Origin of the sequence: Variovorax paradoxus, from assembly GCF_040544635.1 — a bacterium.
GTDB lineage: Bacteria > Pseudomonadota > Gammaproteobacteria > Burkholderiales > Burkholderiaceae_C > Variovorax > Variovorax paradoxus_R.
Genome location: NZ_JBEPKJ010000001.1, coordinates 116,794 through 138,236 on the forward strand (window position 1 = coordinate 116,794; position 21,443 = coordinate 138,236).

The 21,443-nt window shown below is 66.6% G+C and carries 18 protein-coding genes and 1 pseudogene; 14 read left to right on the forward strand and 5 right to left on the reverse strand.

Annotated elements, in window-relative coordinates; translation table 11 throughout:
• Window positions 1-61: 61 nt before the first annotated feature.
• The 3 genes from ABIC94_RS00555 (at window position 62) to ABIC94_RS00565 (ending at window position 2,362) form a co-directional block, all read left to right on the forward strand.
• Window positions 62-493 (forward strand): VOC family protein, encoded by a 432-nt coding sequence (locus tag ABIC94_RS00555; protein WP_354370596.1) that lies wholly within the window; start codon window positions 62-64, stop codon window positions 491-493.
• Window positions 494-503: 10 nt separating this feature from the next.
• Window positions 504-1,415 (forward strand): amino acid ABC transporter substrate-binding protein, encoded by a 912-nt coding sequence (locus tag ABIC94_RS00560; protein WP_354370597.1) that lies wholly within the window; start codon window positions 504-506, stop codon window positions 1,413-1,415.
• Window positions 1,416-1,486: 71 nt separating this feature from the next.
• The gene (locus ABIC94_RS00565) at window positions 1,487-2,362 is read left to right on the forward strand and encodes a LysR family transcriptional regulator (RefSeq protein ID WP_354370598.1); all 876 of its coding nucleotides are present in this window, start codon (window positions 1,487-1,489) and stop codon (window positions 2,360-2,362) included.
• Here ABIC94_RS00565 and ABIC94_RS00575 read toward each other — a convergent pair.
• Window positions 2,356-4,946, reverse strand: a pseudogene (locus ABIC94_RS00575) (PepSY domain-containing protein). The gene ABIC94_RS00565 and the pseudogene ABIC94_RS00575 sit on opposite strands and share 7 nt — an antisense overlap.
• A 62-nt stretch (window positions 4,947-5,008) precedes the next feature.
• Window positions 5,009-7,123 carry a TonB-dependent siderophore receptor gene (locus ABIC94_RS00580; protein WP_354370602.1) on the reverse strand — a complete coding sequence of 705 codons (2,115 nt, stop codon included), beginning with the start codon at window positions 7,121-7,123 and terminating at the stop codon, window positions 5,009-5,011.
• Between the two features lie 210 nt (window positions 7,124-7,333).
• On the opposite strand from ABIC94_RS00580, the gene ABIC94_RS00585 reads away from it, so the two are divergent.
• Genes ABIC94_RS00585 through ABIC94_RS00595 form a run of 3 tightly spaced genes read left to right on the forward strand, consistent with a single transcriptional unit; the run spans window position 7,334 to window position 9,749 of the window.
• A complete protein-coding gene (locus ABIC94_RS00585) occupies window positions 7,334-8,356 on the forward strand; it encodes a thiamine pyrophosphate-dependent dehydrogenase E1 component subunit alpha (RefSeq protein ID WP_354370603.1) in 1,023 nt (340 codons plus the stop codon).
• Window positions 8,347-9,315 carry an alpha-ketoacid dehydrogenase subunit beta gene (locus ABIC94_RS00590; RefSeq protein WP_436317906.1) on the forward strand — a complete coding sequence of 323 codons (969 nt, stop codon included), beginning with the start codon at window positions 8,347-8,349 and terminating at the stop codon, window positions 9,313-9,315. The genes ABIC94_RS00585 and ABIC94_RS00590 overlap by 10 nt, the downstream gene beginning before the upstream one ends.
• Window positions 9,316-9,326: 11 nt before the next feature.
• On the forward strand, window positions 9,327-9,749 hold the full coding sequence (locus ABIC94_RS00595; protein WP_354370606.1) for a MarR family winged helix-turn-helix transcriptional regulator: 423 nt from the start codon (window positions 9,327-9,329) through the stop codon (window positions 9,747-9,749).
• Between the two features lie 3 nt (window positions 9,750-9,752).
• Here ABIC94_RS00595 and ABIC94_RS00600 read toward each other — a convergent pair whose 3' ends face one another.
• Window positions 9,753-10,514 carry an SDR family oxidoreductase gene (locus ABIC94_RS00600; RefSeq protein ID WP_354370607.1) on the reverse strand — a complete coding sequence of 254 codons (762 nt, stop codon included), beginning with the start codon at window positions 10,512-10,514 and terminating at the stop codon, window positions 9,753-9,755.
• Between the two features lie 112 nt (window positions 10,515-10,626).
• On the opposite strand from ABIC94_RS00600, the gene ABIC94_RS00605 reads away from it, so the two are divergent.
• Window positions 10,627-11,553 (forward strand): LysR family transcriptional regulator, encoded by a 927-nt coding sequence (locus tag ABIC94_RS00605; RefSeq protein ID WP_354370609.1) that lies wholly within the window; start codon window positions 10,627-10,629, stop codon window positions 11,551-11,553.
• A gap of 63 nt (window positions 11,554-11,616) precedes the next feature.
• Window positions 11,617-12,633 (forward strand): Bug family tripartite tricarboxylate transporter substrate binding protein, encoded by a 1,017-nt coding sequence (locus ABIC94_RS00610; RefSeq protein ID WP_354370610.1) that lies wholly within the window; start codon window positions 11,617-11,619, stop codon window positions 12,631-12,633.
• Window positions 12,634-12,716: 83 nt separating this feature from the next.
• Here ABIC94_RS00610 and ABIC94_RS00615 read toward each other — a convergent pair whose 3' ends face one another.
• Both ABIC94_RS00615 and ABIC94_RS00620 read right to left on the reverse strand, forming a co-directional pair.
• Complete coding sequence (locus ABIC94_RS00615; protein ID WP_354370612.1) at window positions 12,717-13,040, reverse strand: DUF1840 domain-containing protein; 324 nt, start codon at window positions 13,038-13,040, stop codon at window positions 12,717-12,719.
• A 12-nt stretch (window positions 13,041-13,052) separates the two neighbouring features.
• Window positions 13,053-14,321 (reverse strand): cyclopropane-fatty-acyl-phospholipid synthase family protein, encoded by a 1,269-nt coding sequence (locus ABIC94_RS00620; protein ID WP_354370613.1) that lies wholly within the window; start codon window positions 14,319-14,321, stop codon window positions 13,053-13,055.
• 157 nt (window positions 14,322-14,478) lie between these two features.
• Here ABIC94_RS00620 and ABIC94_RS00625 point away from each other — a divergent pair, with 157 nt between their 5' ends.
• Genes ABIC94_RS00625 through ABIC94_RS00650 form a run of 6 tightly spaced genes read left to right on the forward strand, consistent with a single transcriptional unit; the run spans window position 14,479 to window position 21,383 of the window.
• Window positions 14,479-16,827 (forward strand): bifunctional salicylyl-CoA 5-hydroxylase/oxidoreductase, encoded by a 2,349-nt coding sequence (locus ABIC94_RS00625; RefSeq protein ID WP_436317921.1) that lies wholly within the window; start codon window positions 14,479-14,481, stop codon window positions 16,825-16,827.
• Between the two features lies 1 nt (window position 16,828).
• Window positions 16,829-17,305: a MarR family winged helix-turn-helix transcriptional regulator gene (locus tag ABIC94_RS00630; RefSeq protein WP_354370615.1), complete on the forward strand. Its 477-nt coding sequence runs from the start codon at window positions 16,829-16,831 to the stop codon at window positions 17,303-17,305.
• Window positions 17,302-18,156, forward strand: coding sequence for an enoyl-CoA hydratase family protein (locus ABIC94_RS00635; RefSeq protein ID WP_354370616.1), 855 nt, complete (start codon window positions 17,302-17,304; stop codon window positions 18,154-18,156). The genes ABIC94_RS00630 and ABIC94_RS00635 overlap by 4 nt, the downstream gene beginning before the upstream one ends.
• Before the next feature lie 4 nt (window positions 18,157-18,160).
• A complete protein-coding gene (locus tag ABIC94_RS00640) occupies window positions 18,161-19,354 on the forward strand; it encodes an acyl-CoA dehydrogenase family protein (protein ID WP_354370617.1) in 1,194 nt (397 codons plus the stop codon).
• Window positions 19,355-19,359: 5 nt separating this feature from the next.
• Entirely contained in the window at window positions 19,360-20,988 is a 1,629-nt protein-coding gene (locus tag ABIC94_RS00645) for an AMP-binding protein (protein ID WP_354370619.1), read from the forward strand.
• Complete coding sequence (locus tag ABIC94_RS00650) at window positions 20,985-21,383, forward strand: RidA family protein (protein WP_126748520.1); 399 nt, start codon at window positions 20,985-20,987, stop codon at window positions 21,381-21,383. The genes ABIC94_RS00645 and ABIC94_RS00650 overlap by 4 nt, the downstream gene beginning before the upstream one ends.
• Window positions 21,384-21,443: the final 60 nt, after the last annotated feature.

The following is a 21,443-nucleotide window of genomic DNA, read 5'->3' on the forward strand; positions in this document are numbered from 1 at the left end:
CGGTTATGAGATTCACTGCTTAAAGTTTGCGCATCCTCAACCCATCGATACAACTGCCGCCATGAATGCTCCCTTCACAAGAATTCCTTTTCACCTGGCTTTTCCCGTGCGTGACATCGCCGAAGCCCGCGCCTTCTACGGCGAGCTGCTGGGTTGCCCGGAGGGCCGCAGCGCGCCCGAGTGGGTCGACTTCGATTTCTACGGCCACCAGATCGTGGCGCACCTCGCACCCGATGAATGCGGCCACAAGGCCAGCAGCGCGGTAGACGGCCACGACGTGCCGGTGCGCCATTTCGGCGCCATTCTTCCAATGGACAAATGGCAGGCGATGGCCGACAAGCTCGTCGCGCGGCAAACCAAATTCGTGATCGAGCCCTACATCCGCTTCAAGGGCGAGCCGGGCGAACAGGCGACGATGTTCTTTCTCGACCCATCGGGCAATGCCATCGAGATGAAGTCGTTCACGAATCTCGACTCGCTGTTCGCCGTCTGAAAGCGCTCGCGTGAAAACACAATTTCTTGTCGCCGGCGCCACTGCGGCGGCGCTCCTGCTGTCGTTCGGGAATGCTTCCGCGCAAACCGATACCTTGAAGAAGATCAAGGAGTCCGGCGCCATCACCATGGGCGTGCGCGACGCTTCGGGCGCCATGTCCTTCACGCTCGGGCCGGGCAGCTATACGGGCTTTCATGTCGAGGTCTGCGAGCGTGTCATTGCAGACATCAGGAAGGCGCTGCAGCTCGAAAAAATCAACGTGAAGTACCAGCTGGTCACGCCGCAGAACCGCATTCCCCTGGTGCAGAACGGAACGGTCGACATCGAGTGCGGCACCACGACCAACAACGCGGCGCGCCAGAAAGATGTGGCGTTCGCGCCTACGCTCTACGTCGAAGGCGTTCGCATCGCCGTCAAGGCGGCCTCCGGCATCGTGTCTCCGGCGCAGTTCGCCGGCAAGGCCGTGGCCGCGACAACGGGCACCACGTCCGTCCAGCTGCTGAGAAAGCTCAAGCGCGATGGTGCAGGCGAAATTTCGGAAATGCTGGCCAAGGACAACAGCGAGGGCTTCCTGCTGCTCGAGTCGGGTCGGGTGGACGGCTTCGCGGCCGACGGGCAGATCCTTGCCACGCTGATTTCCAAGAGCAGGGAGCCGGCGCAGTACAAGCTGCTCGACCAGGTGCTCAGCGTCGAGCCGATTGCGATCATGCTTCCGAAGGGCGACGACGCGTTCAAGAAGCTCGTCGACCAAAGCGTGATGTCGTTGGCCAGGAGCGGAGAGGCTGCGCGAATCTATGACAAGTGGTTCATGCAGCCTATTCCGCCTCACAACTCGAAGGTCGGCCTGCCGGCGAGCGCCTTGACGAAAGCCGCCTGGACCAACCCCACCGACAAGCCGATGGAAGCGTACGAAGCGCGATAGTGCGGCCCCGCATGCATGACCAGGCGTGATGAGTCATTGATCCAGGCATCGATTCTTGAGATGCTCGGGTCATGATCAACGAGCTCAGAACTTTCATCACCGTCTGCCGCCATGGCACCTTCGCCGCGGCGGGAGAGCGGATCGGCCTGACGCAATCGGCCGTCAGCAGCCAGATCAAGCGGCTCGAGGAAGCCCTGGGTTTCGAGCTCTTCGACAGAACGGGGCGGTCGGCCAACTTGAATGCAGCCGGCGAAACGACGCTGGCGCGCGCGGAGGAGATCTGCGCCCTCTATGCAAAGCTCGGCGAGCTTCCGGACGACGCGGCCCGTGGCGGGCTGCTGCGGATCGGCGCAATCGCCTCGACCCAATCGACACTGGTGGCGCGTGCGCTTGCCAAGCTGCGCAACGAGCTTCCGCTGCTGCGCGTCCACGTTTCGCCCGGCGTCTCGATGCGGCTGATGGACGACCTGGACGCCGGCAAGATCGATGCGGCGGTGATCATCCGGCCCCCTTTCGGAATCCTTCCGGATCTGACGTGGCAGTCGCTGGTGCACGAACCGTACGTGCTCATCGCGCCCAAGAAGATGCCGGGAAAAGATTGGCGCGCGCTCATCCAGGAGCAGCCGTTCCTGCGCTACGACCGCGCGTCATTCGGCGGACGCATGGTGGAAAGATTTCTCCGGCGTGAAGGTATTTCGGTCAAGGATTCCATCGAAGTCGACGAGATACCCGGCCTCATCCACATGACGTCCAAGGGGCTGGGCGTTGCACTCGTGCCGCTGGTGGAGGCCCACCTTCCCCTTCCTGCCGGCGTTCGCATGCTCTCGCTCGGCGAGCTCACGTTCTATCGGGAAGTGGGTCTTCTTCAACGCAAGCCGCGGGCCAGTCCACCCATCGTCGGGCGGTTTGCGCAGTGCCTGCAAGACGCGGCGGCGGCGGCTCAATAGACATCGCGCCGGTAGCGGCCCTGTGCAACCAGGTTGTCGAACACCGGCAAACCCAGCACGTCGCGCAACGCCTCGTCGACACCCGGCGCCATGCCTTCGAGGCTGCCGCAGACATAGATCACGGCATGGGCGGCGACCCATTGGCGCAGCACGTCGGCCGCCTCGCGCAGCCGGACTTGCACATACAGGCGCCGCACCTGGTCGCGAGAGAACACCAGGTCGGCGCGCTCCAGCGCCTCGGCCGCTTGCCATTGCGCAACTTCAGCGGCGCAGAAGGCGTCGTGCGCGGCCTGCCGCTCGCCGAATATCAGCCAGTTGCGCCTGTGCCCTCGCCGCACGCGCTCGCGAAGGTGCGCGCGCAGGCCGGCAAAACCGGAGCCGTTGCCGATGAAGATGCAGGGCGCCTCGTCATCGACGAGCGCAAAGCCCGGATTGGGCAGCAGACGAAGCTCGACCGATGCATCCGCGGGCGCCCAGGCGGTCAGCCAGCCCGACGCGACACCCATTCGCTTCCGTGGCGGGCCTGGCGCACCAGCAATTGCACGCAGCCTTCGGCCGTGGTCGATGCGACCGAGTAGCGTCGCGGCGCCAGCGGCTGCAGCGTGTCCGCCAACGCCTGCGCGGTTGCAGCCGGAACCGGCGCGGCGGGAAGCATGCTGCGAGCCACGGCATCTTCGAGCGCGCGCTCATGCCCGCCCCACTGTACGAGCGTATGCCCGTCGAGCCCGGTGCGGCGCAGGAACAGTTCGACGGCATGGCCGGGCTGACGCGGCAGCAGCTCGACGAGCGCGCCGGGTACCCAGGCGGCAGCGCCGGGTACCCAGGCGGCAGCGCCGGGGCGGGTGAGCTCGAGCTCGAAGAGCGGATCGCCTTGGCTACCCGCGTTGAGCAAAGTCCGGCGCGCAAGACGCCAGGGCTCGAAGGGCGCCACCTTCGGTTCGTGCGCTTGCCATGCGCCGGACTGCACTTCGAACGCGTGGGCCAACGACTGTTGCCACTGTGCGATGGCGCCGGCATCGCCGTTGTTCACCTCGATCATCGGAAACAGCGCTTGGGCGCCATGGCCGCGCAGATTGTGGTCCAGTGCCCGGCCGAAGCCGCAGAAGTTGGCGTAGTGCCTGTCGCCCAGTGCGAGCAGGCCGTAATGCACATGCTGCAGGCCGGACCCGGTTTGCCGCGCGAACTGGCGCGCAAAGGCGCGCAGGCTGTCCGGCGGATCGCCGTCGCCGAAGGTGCTGGCCACCAGCAGCACCTTGCGGTAGTGCCGCAGTGCGTCCACGCTCAGTCGGACCAGCGGCTGCAGCACCACTGCAATGCCGGCCGATTGCAGAACCGCCGCCGTCTGCAGCGCGATGCGTTCCGCCTGGCCCGTCTGGCTCGCAAAGGTGAGCAGCACTTGTTCGGCGCCCGGCCCGGCCGGTTGCAGCGCGGGGTTCAGCCGCGCGCGCTCGTCGCGCATGGCCCGCTTGGTGCGCCGGCGCCCAAGGTAGAGCATCCACCCCGTGATCGCGAACAGCGCCAGCCCCAGGCTGCTGAGCAGCATCACGATGCGGCCCGGCAAGCCCCAGTAGGTGCCCATGTGCATCGGATAGATGCTGTTGACCAGCCGGCCGGCCAGCGGCTTTTCCGCATAGCGCTCATGCCGCGTGGCTTCGCCGGTGACCGCATCGAGATAGAGGCGATTGCGTGCGCGCTCGTGCTCGGGCTGGGTGCGCAGGTAGGTCGCTTCGACCTGCGATGCATTGCGCGCCGGCAAGCGCAGCGTGGCCTGGCTCCAATCGCCGCCGGTTTCTTCGAGGAACGATTGCCACACCCGCTGCAGGTCGGGCCTGGGCGCTGCCGCGGCCTGGGCGGGTGGCGCGCTGCCGTTCTGCATGCGTTGCGTGCGAACCATGCGGCCTTCGCCGGCGGCGTTGTCGACCGTCGAGCGCACGGCATCGAAGGCCCAGTAAATGCCCGTCAGGCTCGAGGCCAGGTACGCGAGCAACGCGACGGTGCCGAACACGGCATGCAGGTTCCAGAGGAACGCGCGGCCGGTGAGCGCGAAGTCCAGCTTCAACCAGGCCCGCCAGGCGAGCGGCCGGCGCGGCCAGCGCAGGTAGAGGCCCGACAGCGCAAGAATCAGCAGCCCCACGGCCAAGGTCCCCGTGACAGGCTTGCCCGCATCGCGAGGCAGCAGCAGCCAGCGATGCAGGTGCTCGACGAACTCGAAGAAGGCATCGCCCTTCGGTTCGGGCAACAGCTCGGCGGTCCAGGGATCGACCAGCCGCACCTCTGCCTGGCGCTGGCCTTCCGGTGGCGCGAAATTGACGCGCGCGGGCCGCCCGGGCTCGGCGAACACCGTGAGCGCGGCGATCCGGCGGGTCGGGTGCGCCGCTTGCAGATGTTCCATCAGCGCCGCGGGCTGCAGCGCCGCCGCGCCGGCCGGGTTGGAGACGTGGCGCAGCTCGGGGTTGATCGCGTCGACGATCTCGGCGCGAAAGGAAAGTACTGCGCCGGTCAACCCGATGAGCACGAGCACCGATCCGGCGGTAATGCCGATGAACCAGTGGATCTGGAACCAGACGCGCCTCAGGAGAGCCATGGAGATAAAAGCAAAAAGTAAAAAAGAGCCGCCAGGGAGGTGCGGCTGCGTCGTCGTTCGTTTCAGAGGTCGATCTTGAGCGTCGCCTTGACGCTGCGCGGTGCGCCGACCGCAAGCCGCGTGCCGGCCGCCGCCCAGTAGCGTTTGTCGGCCACGTTGTCGACATTCACCTGCCACAGGGTGCGCTTGCCGAACAGCTGCGTGACGTAGCGTGCGCCCAGGCCGAAGATGGTGTTGCCGCCGATGAAGGCCTGGTTCAGGTCGTCCACCGGGCGGCGCCCGGTGTAGTACGCCCCGCCGTTGATCGAGAGGCCCGGCACGGCGGCAATGTCGTATGAGAGAAAAGCGCCGGCCGTTTGCCTGGCCGTGTTCTCGGGCATCTTCCCGTTGTATTGCGCGTTGATGCCGCGGAACTCGGCGTCGAGCGACTGGGCCGACAGTTGCCAGGCGAGCTCGCGCGTCAGGCGGCCCTGCGCCGAAACTTCGAGCCCGCGATAGCGCTGGCGCCCGTCGGCCACGAAGGTGTTGGCGCTGTTGGTATAGGCGCCGGGGCGTTCGATGTCGAACAAGGCGCCCGACAGCAGCATGCCGCCATCGGTGAGCCAGCGCAGGCCGATTTCCTTCTGCTTGCTCACGCCGGGCGGCATGTGGGCGTTCTGGTTGGCGGTGCCGGCGGGTGCGATCTCACCTTCTTCGACGCCTTGCGCATAGGAGACATAGCCCACCAGCGCGGGGGTGAACTTGTAGCTCAGCGCAGCAAGCGGCGTGGTCTTGCGCACGTCGTATGCAATCGACGGGATCGTGGCGCTGGCGCCCTGCGTGCTCTCGTAGTGGGTGCGGCGCACGCCGACCACCAGCTGCCACTGCGGCGAGAAAGTGATGCGGTCGAGCGCGTAAAGGCCCAGCTCCTCGCTCTCCTGGGCGCCGGTGGTGGGCCGGGTCGGGCGCGCCGTCAGCGGCAAGTAACCGATGGGAACCGGGTTGTACAGGTTCTGCGCGGTGCTTGCGCCGCCGTAGTTGCGCTGGAAGATCGGGTTCTGTGTTTTCTTGGTGCGCGCGGCGCCGAGCGTGAGTTCATGCTGCACGCTGCCGGTCGAGAAGGTACCGAACAGTTCGGTGCGCAACAGGTCTGAGGTCTGCTTCAGGCTCTGGTCGTTGCCGGTGATGCGGCCGGCACCGGTCCGCACGTTGTAGTTGCTGAAGCTTGCAAGCCTGCGGTCACGTTCGGCGTCGGAGTGGCCGGCTTCCACGGTGAGCGCCCAGTTGTCGCTGAGCGAATAGTCGGCGCGCAGTTGCGTGTTGGTGACCTCGGCATCGAACACCGCCCACGGCGGCCCGAGCAGTTTGTCCGGGTTGGGCAGGGCGGGCAGCGCGATCACGCCATTGACGGCCGCGAGCCGGGTGATGCCGGCCTGTTCCGTGATGCGCTTGCGGTAGTTCTCGATGTCGGCCTTGAGCGTGAGCCGGCTGTTGACGCGCCAGTCGAACGCGGCCGACACGAACCTGCGGTTGCCGTCCAGGTCGTCGATGTTGGAGCCGATGCGCCCGCCGGCCGCGTTGATTCGCACGCCGTACTGCTTCTGGTCGCCGAACTGGCGCCCGAGATCGACCAGCGCCTGCGCCGAGCCGCGGTCGTCGAGCGTGAGACCCACGGTGCTCACGGGCGTGCTGCCGGCGCGCTTGGTGACGAGGTTGACGATGCCCGCCGGCGTGGTGAAACCGTAGTAGAGCGCAGATGCGCCCTTCAGCACCTCCACACGCTCCCTGTTCTCCATGGGAATCTCGGAGATGTTGGGAATTGCGAGCGAGCCGTTGAGCCGGTAGTTCGTGCGGTTCTCGACCGCGATGCCGCGGATCACGAGCTGGTCGAAGGTGTCGCCGCCGTTCTGCTGGCGTGTTACGCCGGCCGTGTTGCGCAGCGCCTCATAGATGCTGGCCGCACCCTGCAGCTCCAGCACGTCGCGCGTGACGGTGTTGACCGTCGCGGGCACGTCCATGATGTTGGCGCCGCGGAATGTGCCGGCCTCCACGGTATTGGCGACGAACCCGGCGGCTGCGCTCGATTCCACCGTGATGGTGTTGAGTTGCCCGCGCGCATCGGGGGCGGAATCAGGGGTTTGTGCGTGAGAGAAGGTTCCCGCGAGCGCGAGAGGCGTTGCCAGAAAAAGCTTGTGCATGGGAAAGCAGGGGGCGGGCACTGCATCGACCAAAGCGTGCAGTACCCGGAAAAGAATCGTGCGGAGGGGGCACCATTCTACCGATGCACTTGAGAATCATTCTCAAGCCAACCCGGCGAAAGGGCAGCAGGGGTAAGCACTGTGAGGCCATGTCGTCACGCTTGATACGATTTTTGCCAAAGCGCCCGCTTCACGAGCGTTGGAGACAAGATGGATTCGAGCAATTCAAACCGCGCCGGCGAGGCGCTGTACCGCACCATGGTGCGCATCCGCGCCTTCGAAAACGCCGCCGAAACGGCCAGCCAGGGCGGCGTGAGCGCCTATGGCCAGCAGGCCGCCGGTTCCGCCAAGGTGCGCGGGCCGCTGCACCTTTCGACCGGCCAGGAGGCGGTGCCGGCGGGCGTGTGTGCTCATTTGCGGGCGACCGACTACCTCACCTCCACGCACCGCGGCCACGGCCACACGCTGGCCAAGGGCGCGGACCTGGCCCGCATGATGTGCGAGCTGTTCGGCAAGGCAACCGGCTTCAACGGCGGCAAGGGCGGCTCGATGCACATCGCGGACTTTTCGGTCGGCATGCTGGGCGCCAACGGCGTGGTGGCGGCGGGGCTGCCGATTGCCGTGGGCGCGGCGCATGCGCAAAAGGTGCTCCAGAAAACCGGTGACATCACGGTCTGCTTTTTCGGCGACGGGGCAATCAACCGCGGGCCGTTTCTCGAGGCGCTGAACTGGGCACGCGTGTACGACCTGCCGGTGCTCTTCGTCTGCGAGGACAACCGCTGGAGCGCCACCACCGCGAGCGGGCCGATGACGGCCGGTGAAGGCGCGTCGGCACGCGCCGCATCGATGGACATCGCGGCCACGCAGGTCGACGGCAACGATGTGTTCGCGGTGTACGAAACCGCCGCACGGCTGGTGCGCGAAGTGCGCAGCGGCGGCGGGCCGCGCCTGCTGCATGCACTGACCTACCGCGTGAAGGGGCATGTGTCGGTCGACCTCGCGGCGTACCGCGACGCCGCCGAACTGGCCGCCGCGCTCGAAACGGATCCGATCGCGCGGGCACGCGGACATCTGCTCTCGCAGGGCGTGAGCGCGGCCACGCTCGACGCGATAGAGAATGCGGCGCGCGACGAGGTGGACACCGCCCTGGCCGTGGCCGATGCCGCGCCTTGGCCCGACGCCAGTGCCGCTTTCACCGACGTGCAGACCGTCGGAGCGGGGCAATGGCATTGATGACGAAAGAACTCAGCTACGCCGAAGCCGCCGTGCTCGCGATCCAGCGCGAGATGGAAGCCGATGCACGCGTGGTGGTGCTCGGCGAAGACGTGGGCCGCGGCGGCATCTTCGGCCAGTACAAGGGCCTGCAGCAGACCTTCGGCGCCGAACGCGTGATCGACACGCCGATCAGCGAGGCGGCGATCATGGGCGCCGGCGTGGGCATGGCGCTCGCGGGCCTGCGCCCGGTGGTCGAGATGCGCGTGGTCGACTTCGCGCTTTGCGGCATGGACGAGTTGGTGAACCAGGCCGCCAAGAACCGCTTCATGTTCGGTGGGCAGGGCCGCGTGCCGCTGGTGGCGCGCATGCCGGGCGGCATCTGGGATGCATCGGCGGCGCAGCATTCGCAGTCGCTCGAAGCCTGGTTCGCGCACCTGCCGGGCGTGGTGGTGGCGAGCCCCTCGACGCCGCAGGACAACTACAGCCTGCTGCGTGCCGCGCTGCAGTGCGGCGACCCGGTGGTCTACATCGAGCACAAGACGCTGTGGGGCCTGCGCGGCGAAGTGAACGACGACCTGGCCGTGCCGCTCGGCAAGGCGCGGCGCGTGCGCGAAGGCAACGCGCTCACGCTCGTGAGCTGGAGCAAGCAGATGCAGGCGTGCGCTGCGGCTTGCGATGTGCTGGCGGCGGAAGGCATTGCGGTCGACCTGATCGACCTGCGCACGCTCTGGCCCTGGGACCGCGAGACGGTGCTTGCCTCGTGTGCGCGCACCCAGCGGCTGCTGGTGGTGCACGAGGCGGTGCAGGTGGCGGGCTTCGGCGCCGAGATCGCAGCCAGCGCCGCCGAGGCCACGGGATGCCGGGTAGCGCGGCTCGGTGCGCCGCGCATTCCGGTCGGCTATGCGCCGGTGCTGGAGGCGCAGTCGCGCATCGGCGCCGAAGCCGTTGCGGCCGCTGCGAGAAAACTGCTGGACTGAGCCGGCGCGCCATGGACCCGCTGTTCTTCAAGCTGGTGCGGGTGGTCAACCTCACGGCGCGGCCCTTTCACGAAAAGGTCGGCCGCGAGCACCACCTCACGCTCAACGAATGGCGGGCGATGGCGGTGCTCGGTGCGCAACCGGGACTCACGGCCACGCAGATCGCCGAGCTCACCGGCCTGGACAAGATGGCGGTAAGCCGCGCGCTGGCCGGATTGAAACGCCACAAGCGCATGCAGCGCCATGACGACCCCACGGACAGGCGCCGCAGCCGGCTCTATCTCACGGCGTCAGGCAAGGCGCTGCACGAAACCGTCGGCACGCTGGGCCGGCAACGCGAGGCCGCGCTGTTCGAGGGCATCGATGCCGACGAGCTCGCCCGCCTCGATGCCACGCTGGACAAGCTCATTGCCGCCGTCCAGCGCGCCGGGTAGCCATCAGGCCGCAAAGCCGCCGTCGATGTTGAGGCTGGCGCCCGTGACAAAAGCTGCTTCGGGGCTGGCCAGGTACGCCACCATGCCGGCGATTTCTTCGGGACGCGCATGGCGGGCCAGGGCCATCAAGCCGTGCATCGCGGCGGCGTTCGGGCCGTCGACCGGGTTCATGTCGGTGTTGACCGGGCCCGGCTGCACGTTGTTGACCGTGATGCCGCGCGGGCCGAGATCTCGCGCGAGGCCCTGCACCAGCCCCTTCAGCGCCGACTTGCTCATGGCATAGGCGCTGCCGCCGGGCCAGGGCATGCGCTCGGCGTTGGTGCTGCCGATGTTGATGATGCGGCCGCCTTCGCCCATGTGTCGCGAGGCCGCCTTGGCCGCGACGAACACGGCGCGCACGTTGACGTCGAGCGTCTTGTCGAAGTCCTCGAGCGAGAAGTCGTCGAGGCTGCCGCCGAGGAATACGCCGGCGTTGTTCACCAGGATGTCGATCTTGCCGAGCGTGCGGGCCGCTTCGTCGATGCCGGCGGTGAGCGCGGCGGCGTCGGCGCTGTCGATCTTCAGCGCGAGCGCGCGGCCGCCTTCGGCTTCGATGGTGCGTGCGAGTTCGTCGGCCGGGGCGCCGGAGCTCGCGTAGCTGAAGGCGACGGCGGCGCCGTCCTGCACCAGGCGGCGCACGATGGCGGCGCCGATGCCGCGCGAACCGCCGGTCACGAAAGCGACTTTGCCGGTCAGCGCGGGAGAGTTTTGTCGGGTGGAGGCCATGTGGTTTCCTATCGGTTGTGAGGTGGAAAGCCTTCAGTGTGAAGATTTCATTACCTCTCCGGTAGTCATCAATTGGTGCAATCAAATTCAACCAATGGTTGAAAATGAACGCATGGAACCGCTCAATCACCTCGAGTCTTTTGTCCAGAGTGCGGAAAGCGGCAGCTTCTCGGCCGCCGCCCGGCGGCTCGGGCTCACGCCCGCGGCGGTCAGCAAGAACGTCGCCCGGCTCGAGGCCCGGCTGGGCGTTCGGCTGTTCCAGCGCAGCACGCGCCGCTTGACGTTGACGGAGGGCGGCGAGCGCTTTCTGGGGCAGATCGGCGGGGCACTTGCGACACTGAAAGACGCGGTGGCCGATATTTCGAAGGACGACGGCCAGCCCGCCGGAACGCTCAAGGTGAGCATGGGCCAGGCGTTCGGCCGCGAGCATGTATTGCCCATGATGGGCGACTTTCTTGCGCGTTACCCGTCGATCCTGCCCGACTGGCACTTCGACAACCACCAGGTGGACCTGGTGGGCGAGGGCTTCGACGCGGCCATTGGCGGCGGCATCGAGTTGTCGCCCGGCATGGTGGCGCGAGAGCTGGCGCGCATTCATGTGGTGGCGGTGGCGGCGCCGGGCTACCTGGCGGGCCGCGCGCCGCCCCTGCATCCGGTGGAGCTGGCGCAGTTCGATGCGCTGCTGCGCCGCTCGTCGCCCACGGGCCGGCTGCGCAGCTGGACACTGCAGCATGCCAAGGGCGACCAGACCACCGTGGAGCTGCCCCGGCCGCGCGCGATCTTCAACGACCCGGAAGCCATCGCCCATGCCGCGCTGATGGGCCTCGGCGTGGCCATGCTGCCGATGCCTTTCGTCGAACGCGGGCTCCGCAGCGGCGAGCTGGTGCGCCTGCTGCCCGACTGGCATTTTGATGCAGGCGCGGTCTGGCTCTACTACCCGAGCAAGAAGCTGCTGCCCGCGAAGACGCGGGTGTTCATCGACTTCGTGCTGGAGCGGTTTCGCAGCGAGCGCTTCGCAGAGCGGATGCAGGTGGCATAACCGGCGTTCCCACGGGGTTTTTACCCGCCACGCGCGCGGCGGTTCCCCTGTACAAACGCCCGCATGACTTCTTCAACTTTCAAGACGAACCGCCGCGCCGCGCTGGCCGCTTCCGCCGCAGCCATCGCCCTCGCGGCCACCCCTTCCTGGGCCCAGAACACCTGGCCGAACAAGCCGGTTCGCATCGTCGTGCCTTTCGCGGCGGGCGGCACCACCGACATCCTGGCGCGCGCCGTCGCGCCCGAGCTGTCGAAGGCCTTCGGGCAGCAGTTCATCGTCGACAACCGTGCGGGCGCGGGCGGCAACGTGGGCGCCGAGATCGTGGCGCGCGCACCGAACGACGGCTACACGCTGCTGATGGGCACCGTGGGCACGCACGGCATCAACCGCGCGCTCTACCCCAAGCTCCCGTTCGACCCCATCAAGGATTTCGTGCCGATCACGCTCGTGGCGGCCGTGCCCAACGTGATGGAAATGAACGCCGACAAGGCCAAGGCGCTGAACATCCACAACGTGCAGGACTTCATCAAGTACGCCAAGGCCAACCCGGGCAAGCTCAACATGGCGTCGAGCGGCAGCGGCACCTCCATCCACCTGGCGGGCGAGCTCTTCAAGAGCATGACCGGCACCTTCATGGCGCACATCCCGTACAAGGGCTCGGGGCCGGCGCTGCTGGACATGGTGGGCGGCAATGCCGACGTGATGTTCGACAACCTGCCCTCGTCGATGGCGCAGATCAAGGGCGGCAAGCTCACGGCGCTGGCCGTGACCAGCGCGAAGCGCTCGCCGGCGCTGCCCGACATTCCGACGGTGGAGGAAGCGGGTGGCCCGGCGCTCAAGGGCTTCGAGGCGAGCTCGTGGTTCGGCTTGCTGGCACCGGCCGGCACCTCGCCCGACATCGTGAACCGCATTCAGCAGGAAGTGGCCAAGTCGCTCAGCACGCCCGCCATCAAGGAAAAGATGCTCGCCCAGGGCGCGATTCCAAGCGGCAATTCACCCGCCGACTTCACCAAGCTGATTGCCAGCGAGCACGTGAAGTGGGCCAAGGTGGTGAAGGACTCCGGCGCAAAGGTCGACTGACCTCGGGCTAGGCGCTTCACCGCATCGGCGGACCGGCCGAGCCGGATCCGCGGTGCCTCAGGAAAAGCGTGTGACTGGCCTGGTCATGTCGTCCAGGTGACGTCTTTTTCTTCGGCCAGGGAATCCCTGAGCATGTGAAGCAGGGGCGCTGCGCGCTGGTGCAGGCCCACGTGCTGCTTTTCGGCGTCGTGGTCGTGGCCTTCGACAACGTGGTCGTCGTGGTTGTGGGGATTGCTGGCTTCGCGTGCCAGCGCGGATTCGATCGCCGCAATGGCGGCGGGGATCTGCTCGACGGTGATGATGCCTTGGGGCGCGGCCGGCTTGCCGACGATGTCGAGCAGCTGGCGTGCATGCACCTCCAGCATCACGAAGTCAGGAGAAGCCCGGGACTGGAATCGATACAGCATGGTTTTTTTTACTCACTTGTAGATGTAGTCACGGGCAAAAGGGTACACCGATTGCGAACCGCGCAAAACACCATGCTCCACCTTGCCGTCGGGCTTGGTGGAAAGCATCTGGTGCAGTGAGATCCAGCCCTGCTCGAAGCTCATGGCGGAGCCCGCCAGATAGAGGCGATAGGCCCGCAGAATGCGCTCGGCGTTGCGGCTTTGCGGCCCGCCGGTGCGCTCGAGCACCTCGCGTGCCGTGCCGAGCTGCGCCTCGAGCGCGTCGGACCAGGCCCAGAGCGTGCGCGCGTAGTGCGGGCGCAGGCTTTCGGTGTCGACCATCTCCAGGCCCGCGGCGGCCGTTTCGCGCAGCACGTGGGTCACATGCAGCAATTCGCCGCCGGGGAAGATGTACTTCTCGATGAAATCGCCCATGCCCGCGCCGAGTTGGCGGTAGTCGAGCTGGCCCGAGGTGATGCCGTGGTTCAGCACCAGGCCGCCGGGCTTCAGCAGCGAATGGATCTTGCGGAAGTAGGTCGGCATGTTGGCCGCGCCCACATGCTCGAACATGCCGACGGATGCGATCTTGTCGAAGGGTGCGTCGGCGGAGAGCTCGCGGTAGTCGCGCAGCTCTACGCGCACCCGGCCCTGCAGGCCTTTTTCCTCGATAAGGCTCTGAACATGCGCATGCTGGTTCTTCGACAGCGTGATGCCGGTGGCGTCCACGCCGTAGTGCTCGGCGGCCCACATCAGCAACCCGCCCCATCCCGAGCCGATGTCCAGGAAACGCTCGCCGGGCTTCAGCAGCAGCTTGCGGCAGATGTGGTCGAGCTTGGCTTCCTGCGCCTGGGCAAGCGTCAGTTCCGGGGTACGGAAGTAGGCGCACGAATAAACCCGGCGCGGATCGAGCCACAGCGCGTAGAAGTCGTCGGAAACGTCGTAGTGAAACTGGATCTGCTCCGCATCCTTGTTCAAGGAATGCGAACCGCGGGACTTGGCCAGCCGCGCCAGGCGGGTCCACCAAGTGGTGTCTGTTTCGGCGGGGTTGCCAGGCAGCATGCCGACCGTTGCGTCGATCAGGTCGCGCATCGCGCCCTCGATCTGGACCCTGCCCTCCACGTAAGCCTCGCCAATGGCGCCCACCTGGTGCGCCGCCAGCTTGGCCAGCCCCGACCACTCGCTGAACGCCAAGGTCACGCGGAAACCCGGCTTGGCAACTCTTCGACCATCAGGCAACTCCAGCGCGATGGGCACGGGCAGCGACGCAAGCTGCGACTCGATCTTTGGTATCAAGCTTTGCATGGTGGCGCCATGGTATTGATTTTTTGGACTTTCTGCTTGACACCTCGCAACACATGAGGTCCCAGTGGTGGTGGTGAACCCGTTGACATCGGATTGTTTATGTCTAAACTATTCAACCATGAACAGCCTCACCGCCGGCCTTTCCGCCGCCCCCGCCATGGACCTCCAACGCATCCTGTGCATCGGCGGTGGGCCCGCGGGCCTGTATTTCGCGCTGCTGATGAAGGCGCGCAACCCGGCGCTCGACATCACGGTGGTGGAGCGCAACCGCCCCTTCGACACTTTCGGCTGGGGCGTGGTGCTGAGCGACCAGACGCTCGCCAACCTGGCCGCGGCCGATGCGGAAACCGCGGCGCTCATCGGCCACGAGTTTCATCACTGGGACGACATCCAGGTCTTTTTCAAGGGCCGGCAGGTGCGCTCGGGCGGCCATGGCTTTTGCGGCATCGGCCGCAAGCGTCTCTTGAACATCCTTCAGGAGCGCTGCCTCGCGCTCGGCGTGAATCTGGTCTTCGAAACCGACGCCACCGACGACCAGGCGATGGCCGCGCAGTACAACGCCGACCTGGTGATTGCCAGCGACGGCCTCAACAGCCGCATTCGCCAGCGCTATGCCGATGTGTTCAAGCCCGACATCGACCTGCGCAACTGCCGCTTCGTGTGGCTCGGCACGCACCAGACTTTCGACGCCTTCACCTTCGCCTTCGAACAGACCGAGCATGGCTGGTTCCAGGCGCACGCCTACCAGTTCGACGACAAGACCTCGACCTTCATCGTCGAAACGCCCGAAGCAGTGTGGAAGGCCCATGGCCTCGACCAGATGGAGCAGCCCGAGGCCATCGCCTTCTGCGAAAAGCTGTTTGCCAGGTACCTGGGCGGCCATCCGCTCATCAGCAACGCCACGCACCTGCGCGGTTCGGCCAACTGGATCCGCTTTCCGCGCGTGGTGTGCGAGCGCTGGACGCACCGCATCGATGTGCAGGGCCGCTCGGTGCCCGTGGTGCTGATGGGCGATGCGGCGCACACAGCGCACTTCTCGATCGGCTCGGGTACCAAGCTCGCGTTGGAAGACGCCATCGACCTGGCCAATGAATTCGCGCAGGGCGGCACGGTCGACCATGTGCTCGAAGGCTACGAAGCACGCCGCAGCGTCGAGGTGCTGAAGATCCAGAACGCGGCGCGCAATTCGACCGAATGGTTCGAAAACGTGCCGCGCTACACCGGCATGCAGATCGAGCAGTTCGCCTACTCGCTGCTCACGCGCTCCCAGCGCATCAGCCACGAGAACCTGCGCGTGCGCGACACCGAATGGCTCGGCGGCTACGAGCGGTGGCTCGCGGGGGGCAAGCCCGTGGCGCCGATGCTGATGCCGCTCCAGGTGCGCGGCCTGGCGCTGAAGAACCGCATCCTGGTGTCGCCGATGGCCACCTACAGCGCGGTCGACGGCGTGCCGCAGGATTTTCTGCTGGTGCACCTGGGTGCGCGCGCACTCGGCGGCGCCGCGATGGTGTGCGTCGAAATGACGAGCCCAACCCCCGAAGGCCGCATCACGCCGGCCTGCACCGGCCTCTACAACGACACGCAGCAAGCGGCGTTCAAGCGCATCGTCGATTTCGTGCACACGCAATCGAGCGCGAAGATCGCCATGCAGCTCGGCCACAGCGGGCCCAAGGGCTCCACTCGCGTGGGTTGGGAAGGCACGGACGAGCCGCTCGAGAGTGGCAACTGGCGGCTGCTGGCCGCCAGCGCGGTGGCCTATGGCGAGCAGAACCAGCTGCCGGCCGCGATGACGCGCGAGCAGATGGACGACATGCGGGAGCGGTTCGTGGAGTCCACCCGCCGCGCCGCCGAATGCGGCTTCGACTGGCTCGAGCTGCACTGCGCGCACGGCTACCTGCTGTCGGCCTTCATCAGCCCGTTGACGAATCTGCGCACCGACGAATACGGCGGCGACATCGAGGCGCGGTGCCGCTATCCGCTCGAGGTGTTCCGCGCAATGCGTGCGGCCTGGCCCGAAGACAAGCCGATGAGCGTGCGCGTCTCGGCCCACGACTGGGCACCCGGCGGCAATACCGACGCGGAAGCGGTCGTGGTGGCGCGCCTCTTCAAGGAGGCCGGCGCCGATTTCATCGACGTGTCTTCCGGTCAGACCACGCGCGCCGCCAAGCCGGTGTACGGCCGCATGTACCAGACGCCGTTCTCGGACCGCATCCGCAACGAGGTCGGCATCTCGACCATTGCTGTGGGTGCGATCACCGATGCGGACCAGGCGAACAGCATCATTGCGGCGGGGCGCGCAGACCTCTGCGCCATCGCGCGCCCTCATCTCGCCGACCCTGCCTGGACGCTGCACGAAGCCGCCAAGCTGCAAAGCCGCGATGTCGACTGGCCCAAGCAGTACCTGAGCGGGCGCGACCAGATGTACCGCGAAATCGCCAAGCAGCAGCAGATTGCCGCGGCCAACGCCGCGCTCGCTGCTGCACCCAGCTCCGAGGAAACACACTGACATGGACCTCGAAGCGCGCGCGCACAGCGAACATCCCGAAGCCCTGCGCCTCTGGCTGCGGCTCCTTACCTGCACCCAGCTGATCGAAAAGCAGGTACGCAACGAACTGCGCTCGCAGTTCTCGACCACGCTACCGCGCTTCGACCTGATGTCGCAGCTCGAGCGCTCACCCGACGGCCTCAAGATGAACGAGCTCTCGCGCCGCATGATGGTGACGGGCGGCAACGTGACCGGCATCACCGACCAGCTCGTGACCGAAGGGCTGGTGGAACGCGTCGATGTCGAGGGCGACCGCCGCGCCTGGCGCGTACGGCTCACGGCCCGTGGCCGCAAGCTCTTCAACGAAATGGCGCAGCAGCACGAAGACTGGATCGTCGACGCTTTCGCGGGCCTCAGCGCCAAGGAGATCGCGCAGCTGCACAAGCTGCTCGGCAAGGTCAAGCAACACTCACACAGCCAGATGGCGGAGGCCGAATGAAGCACTACATCGGCGCGGGCAATCCCATGCGCGCGCAATTCGAGGCCAAGGCGCCTTACGAGGCCAGGCACTTTGCATGGAACTACGAGGCCGGTGTCGGCACCGTCACGCTGAACCGGCCCGAGCGCAAGAACCCGCTCACCTTCGATTCGTACGCCGAGCTGCGCGACCTGTTCCGCGCGCTGACCTATGCCACCGACGTGAAGGCCATCGTGGTGACCGGCGCCGGCGGCAACTTCTGCTCGGGCGGCGACGTGCACGAAATCATCGGTCCGCTCACCACGATGCGCATGCCCGAGCTGCTCGAGTTCACGCGCATGACGGGCGACCTGGTCAAGGCCATCCGGCATTGCCCGCAGCCGATCGTCGGCGCCATTGACGGCGTGTGCGCCGGTGCGGGTGCCATGATCGCGCTGGCTTGCGATCTCCGCTACGGGTCTCCGTCGACGCGCACGGCATTCCTGTTCACGCGCGTGGGTCTTGCCGGCGCCGACATGGGCGCCTGTGCGCTGCTGCCGCGCGTGATCGGCCAGGGCCGCGCTTCGGAGCTGCTGTTTACTGGTCGCGCGATGACGGCGCAGGAAGGCCACGCCTGGGGCTTCTTCAACGCACTGCACGAAAGCGATGCGTTGCTCGAGGCCGCCACCAAGGTGGCGCGCGAACTGGCCGAAGGCCCGAGCTTCGCGCATGGCATGACCAAGACCATGCTCTCGCAGGAATGGTCGATGACCATCGACCAGGCCATCGAGGCCGAAGCGCAGGCGCAGGCCATCTGCATGCAAACCGAAGACTTCAAGCGCGCCTACGAGGCTTTCGCGGCCAAGCGCAAGCCGGTGTTCGGTGGGGACTGACGCCATGATGACGAAGATTCCCGCACCGCCTTCGACGGCGCACCTCGCGCTGCCCTTCTTCGACGAAGCCCATCGCTCGCTCGCGCGCGACCTGTTGCCCTGGTGCGCAGCGCAAGAGATCGATGAGCGCGACGACCGCGCGGCCTGCCGCGAATGGGTGCGCCGCCTGGGCGATGGCGGCTGGCTGCGCTATGCGGTGCCCGGCAGCGCGGGTGGCGCGCTGGAGCGCCTCGATTCGCGCGCGCTCGTGCTGCTGCGCGAAACGCTCGGCTTCCACTCGCCGCTCGCCGACTTCGCTTTTGCGATGCAAGGGCTGGGCAGCGGTGCGATCACGCTCGCGGGCACGCCCGAGCAGCAGTCGCAGTACCTCACCGCCGTGGGCAAGGGCGGCAAGATCGCGGCTTTCGCGCTCAGCGAACCCGAGGCAGGTTCGGACGTGGCCGCCATGGCCATGCGCGCCGAGGCCACGGCCGACGGATGGCGTCTCCACGGCGAAAAGACCTGGATCAGCAACGGCGGCATTGCCGACTTCTATTGCGTGTTCGCAAAGACCGAACCGACAGCCGGCACGCGCGGCATCACCGCTTTCATCATCGATGCGAACACGGCCGGCCTGGACACCTCCGAGCACATCGATGTGATGGCACCGCATCCGCTGGCCACCTTGCGCTTCGAGAACTGCGTCGTGCCGCGCACGGCGCAGCTCGGCGAGCTCAACGGCGGCTTCAAGCTCGCGATGCGCACGCTCGACATCTTTCGTGCATCGGTTGCGGCGGCGGCACTCGGCATGGGCCGCCGCGCACTCGCCGAGGCGATCGCGCATGCAAAGGGCCGCCGCATGTTCGGCCAGACGCTCGCCGACTTCCAGCTCACGCAGGCCAAGCTCGGCGAAATGGCCGCGTTGATCGACAGCGCCGCGTTGCTCACCTATCGCGCCGCATGGATGCGCGACGACGCCGAACAGCGCGGTGCACCCGCTGTGGGCGATGTATCGGCCGCCGCGGCCATGGCCAAGATGTGTGCCACCGAGAACGCGAGCCGAGTGATCGACATGGCGCTGCAGATGCACGGCGGCCTCGGCGTGAAGGTTGGCACGAAGATTGAGAGCCTCTACCGCGACATCCGCTCGCTGCGCATTTACGAAGGCGCGACGGAGGTTCAACAACTGATCATTGGCAAATCCGTTCTGCGGGGATAAATACCGTGTCTGCCCAAGTCGACCGCTTCGTTCATGACCGCCTGCCGCCCGTCGAGCAGTTGCCGGTCTTCCGCTACGACCTTCCGGAGCTGCAGCTGCCCGAGCAGCTGAACCTGGTCGAAGAGCTTCTGGACAAGGCGACTGCCAAGGGCTTCGGCGACAAGCCGATGCTGCGCTCGCCGACCGGTACGCTGACGTATTCGCAAGCAGCCGTCGAGGTCAACCGCATCGCGCAGGTGCTGACCGAAGACCTGGGCCTGGTGCCCGGCAACCGCGTGCTGCTGCGCGGTGGCAATTCGGTGGCCATGGCGTTGTCCTGGCTCGCGGTGGTCAAGGCCGGATTGATCGCGGTGGCGACGATGCCGCTGCTGCGCGCCAAGGAGCTGGGCGACATCATCGAGAAGGCGCGTCCCGTGGCGGCGCTGTGCGACGGCCGGCTGCTCGACGAACTCTCGGTTGCGCAGCGGGAGCATCCGGTGCTCGCCACGGTGGTTGCCTTCAACAAGCCCGATGCGCCGGATTCGCTGTCGGCACGTGCCGCAGCCAAAAGCGGCGTGTTCACCGCATGCCCCACGGCATCGGACGACATTGCATTGCTCGCATTCACCTCGGGCACCACGGGCAAGCCGAAGGCCCCGGTCACCACGCACCGCGACGTGCTCGCGATGTGCGAGACCTGGCCGCGCCACGTGCTGCAGGCGCGAAGCGACGACATCGTGATTGGCTCGCCGCCGCTCGCCTTTACCTTCGGGCTCGGCGGGCTGCTGGTGTTTCCGATGTGGGCCGGCGCTTCGGTGTACTTTGCCGATGCGCCGTTCACGCCCGAAGGCCTCGTGAAGCTCATCAATGAAGTCGGCGCGACCATCTGCTACACCGCGCCCACCTTCTATCGCCAGATGGCGCCTTTCGTTCGGCAGCATGGCGCACCCAGCTTGCGCATCTGCGTGAGCGCCGGCGAGGCGCTGCCCGATGCGACGCGTCAGTTGTGGAAGGAAGCCACCGGCATCGAGATGCTCGACGGCATCGGCGGCACCGAGGTGTTCCACATCTACATTTCCGCCGCGGGCGACCAGGTGCGCCGCGGCGCGGTCGGCAAGGCGGTGCCCGGCTTCACGGCAAAGGTGGTGGACGACCAGGGCAACGAGGTGCCGCGCGGCACGGTCGGCAAGCTGGCGCTGCAGGGGCCGGTGGGCTGCCGCTATCTGGATGATCCGCGCCAGGCCGACTACGTGAAAAACGGCTGGAACTACCCCGGCGATTCGTTCGTGCAGGATGACGACGGCTACTTCTTCTACCAGGCGCGCGCCGACGACATGATCATTACCGCCGGCTACAACGTCGGCGGTCCCGAAGTGGAAGATGCGCTGCTCAAGCATCCGGCCGTGGCCGAGTGCGGCGTCATCGGCAAGCCCGACGCGAATCGGGGCATGATCGTCAAAGCCTTCTGCGTACTGAAGCCCGGCCATGAAGGCGATGCTGCGCTCGTCAAGGCGCTGCAGGACCACGTGAAGGCCAGCATCGCGCCGTTCAAATATCCGCGGGAGATCGAGTTCGTGACGGTGCTGCCGCGCACCGAGACCGGCAAGCTCCAGCGATTCAAACTGAGACAACTCGACAACGACACCACATCATGATGAACAAACTCTTGCAGCCACCGGGCTGGCTACCTCCCAAGGGCTATGCGAATGGCGTGGCCGCGCGCGGCACCATGGTGTTCGTCGGCGGCCAGATCGGCTGGAATGCGCAGCAGCAGTTCGAATCGGACGACTTCATCGACCAGTGCGGCCTGGCGCTGCGCAACATCGCCGAGGTGCTGCGCGAAGCCGGCGCCGGCCCCGAGCACATGGTGCGCATGACCTGGTACGTGACCGACCGCGACGAATACAGCCGGCGGCTGGCCGAACTCGGTCCCGTGTACCGCGAAGCCATGGGACGCAACTTTCCGGCCATGACCTGCGTGCAGGTAGCTGCGCTGGTCGAGCACCGCGCGAAGGTCGAGATCGAGGTGACGGCGGTCATTCCGGACTGAGCGAAGCCAAGGGAAGTGCGCCCGAGGGCCCGCCAAATAAAAAAGCCCTCTTCACGAGGG